The organism is Streptomyces sp. MBT65 (assembly GCF_016612545.1).
Lineage (GTDB): Bacteria > Actinomycetota > Actinomycetes > Streptomycetales > Streptomycetaceae > Streptomyces.
In genome coordinates this window covers 1-2,395 of sequence record NZ_JAENRY010000552.1, presented here as the reverse complement: position 1 = coordinate 2,395, position 2,395 = coordinate 1, and the positions used below count along the sequence as shown (strand labels likewise).

The following is a 2,395-nucleotide window of genomic DNA, read 5'->3' as shown; positions in this document are numbered from 1 at the left end:
GGCGCATACGGCGCCTCGGCGAGCGTCACGTCCCCAGCCCCCACGCCCAGGCAGCAGCCCGCCCCACAGTCCGCGTTCCGCTCCAGCAGCGGCCTCCCGCGCGGCGGCGCTGACCCGCAGGCGCGCGGACTGTAGCCGACGATCCCCGGCTACCGAAGCCGGGCATCGTCCGGAGCATTTGTGCCCCAACCCCGACTCCCACTTCCCGGAAGGAACCCCCTGCATGGCCCAGACCGGAATCCGCCCCCGCGTCGTCATCCTCCTCGCCGACGTGGATCTCTCCCGCTGCGATGAACCCGGTCGTCTGTACCACCGCGACGGCCGCCCGCTCACCGGCATCGAGCACGACCTGCTCTCCACCAGCACCTCGGACGAGATAAACATGGCAGTCGTGCACGACCTGCCTGACGAGGCTGGCTGGATGAGCGAAAGCACCCTCGTGGGGAGGGCCCTCGTCAGCCTGTACATGAAGTACGCGTACCTGTTGCCCGACGACTCCCTGGACAGTGTCTACGACCTCATGACCGACGAGGACTACGCGGAGTTCGAGCGCCTGTCCGACATCCACAGCGCCCTGCGCGCGCCCGAAGGGCACGCCGAACTCGAAGAAAACTGACCACACACGGGCGGCACTTCAGGACTCCACCCACCGGTCGACACCCTCAGACCACGCACCCTGGCCCCTCACATGCCGAAGGCCCGGCCGGAAGACTTCCGGCCGGGCCTTCGGCATGCACGCGAACTCACGTGGTCGCACGGGCTTTCGCCACCGCCTCCGCCACATGGGCATCGACCAGCGCGGGCGAACCCGAGACCACCGCAACCACCATCCCCACACGAACAGCAGTCTGCTTAACGACCTGGCTACGTCCTCCTGCCGTGAAGGTAAGCAGTTGGCCCCACTGCTCGTCACCCAACCTTGGGGCGGGCACCTCGTGGGCGGTGACCGTGACGGCCGTGCTGCCGGCGAGAACCCGGTAGCTGGAGCAGGAGGTCATCGCCTCGAAGATCCGGCCCACGCCACTGGAGAGCTCGGCCGCGGTGCCGCTGTACAACTCCTCAGAGACCTCCGAGCCGGTGCTGCTTGCGTAGGTGAAGGAGACCTTCGCCCGGCGCGGGAAGTCGAGGCTGCCGCCGGCCGCAGCGTCACCGTCGAGTTCCCCCAGCGCGGGACAGCCGGTCACGGTGACGTCAGCGTGCCGACCGGTCAACTCTGCCTTGCGGGCGTAGCCCTCGCCCAGGTCGCCCTCGTCCAGAAGCCTCTTTGCCAGCGCGGCCGAGGACAACGGCCCCCCAGCCGGGGCGTTCCCGCCCTCCTGGCGTCCGGAAACGGAAGCAGAGGCGGAAGACGTCGGGTCCGTGGCACGAGTGCTGCCATTGGAGCAGGCCGTCAGGACCAGGACGGACACAGTACCGAGGCAGAGCGCGGCTGTGGTGGGAAAACGCATGTGGAACCCCCATGTTGGTGCGGAGCGAACGGTCTGACCAAGCCGGCTCCCCGGGGCCGACGATGTGGAGGGGAAGGGGAGAGGGGGTTTCGTGGGAGTCAGTGGCCGAGGTGGCGCAGCCCGTCCTCAAGGGTGGGGTGCCAGTGGTCGGCCGGACCGGAGTGGCGGTTGTACCAGGTCGCGTCCAGCCCCGGCTCCCTCGTCGTATGGCCGGCACGGCAGCGCAGCCACACCGAGTCGTCGCGCATGCAGAGGACAACCCAGTTCCGGTATGCGCCGCACGCGTGACACTCGCGTACCTCGCCGTCGACGACGAGCGGCTGGTCCCAGCGCATCATGAACCCGGCGACGTCCTGGCGGGACGGCGCCCGACATTCCGGCGGCAGGAAGTCTGGGTCCAGCGCGGCGTCTGCGGGGTACTGGACGGTCGCGGCGGCCGAGCCGGACGCATCGGGCCAGGGCATTTCGGTGTGCATCTGCAGCAGCACCTGGCCCACACGCTGAGCGTCACGGAACTCACGGTCTGCGCGAGCACGGCGCCGGAATATTCGGAACATGCGGGTCTCCTTCATTGTCATCCGGCGAGTCCGGGGAACAGCCCTGTCAGGGACATCGGCGCTCGGAGAGGAGCCGCACGCCAGCCACTCGCGGGGCGTGGGTCGTCAGCTGCGGCGGACGACCATGAGCCGGCCCTCGGCGTCCTTGGGCAAAGTGCGGCGGGACACCACGGCCGGGGAGGCCAGCGAGGAGGCGAAGGCGGCGACCAGATCATGGGGGACACCGGCGCTGAAACTGGCGCACCACAGATACGGGGCGCCGAGAACGGGTTCCGTCCACGCCTGCCAGCCCATCAAGCCGGGGCGCGGATCGGCGTCCTGGACGAGCGGCGGCTGCAGCCCCAGGGAGAAGGTGGCGGAGAACCCGGGGTCCATGGCGGTGGTGTGGGG

Annotated in this window: 4 protein-coding genes; 1 reads left to right on the top strand and 3 read right to left on the bottom strand. The window is 69.4% G+C overall.

The window, feature by feature from the left end; translation table 11 throughout:
* Nucleotides 1-223 precede the first annotated feature (223 nt).
* The gene (locus JHN63_RS50135; RefSeq protein WP_200691800.1) at nucleotides 224-616 is read left to right on the top strand and encodes a hypothetical protein; all 393 of its coding nucleotides are present in this window, start codon (nucleotides 224-226) and stop codon (nucleotides 614-616) included.
* A gap of 127 nt (nucleotides 617-743) precedes the next feature.
* Here JHN63_RS50135 and JHN63_RS50130 read toward each other — a convergent pair whose 3' ends face one another.
* From JHN63_RS50130 to JHN63_RS50120, 3 genes are all read right to left on the bottom strand, one after another.
* Nucleotides 744-1,286 carry a hypothetical protein gene (locus JHN63_RS50130; RefSeq protein ID WP_307782185.1) on the bottom strand — a complete coding sequence of 181 codons (543 nt, stop codon included), beginning with the start codon at nucleotides 1,284-1,286 and terminating at the stop codon, nucleotides 744-746.
* 260 nt (nucleotides 1,287-1,546) lie between these two features.
* A complete protein-coding gene (locus JHN63_RS50125) occupies nucleotides 1,547-2,005 on the bottom strand; it encodes a hypothetical protein (protein WP_200691798.1) in 459 nt (152 codons plus the stop codon).
* Between the two features lie 105 nt (nucleotides 2,006-2,110).
* A partial coding sequence (locus JHN63_RS50120; RefSeq protein ID WP_200691797.1) for a DUF317 domain-containing protein occupies nucleotides 2,111-2,395 on the bottom strand: 285 nt, incomplete at its 5' end.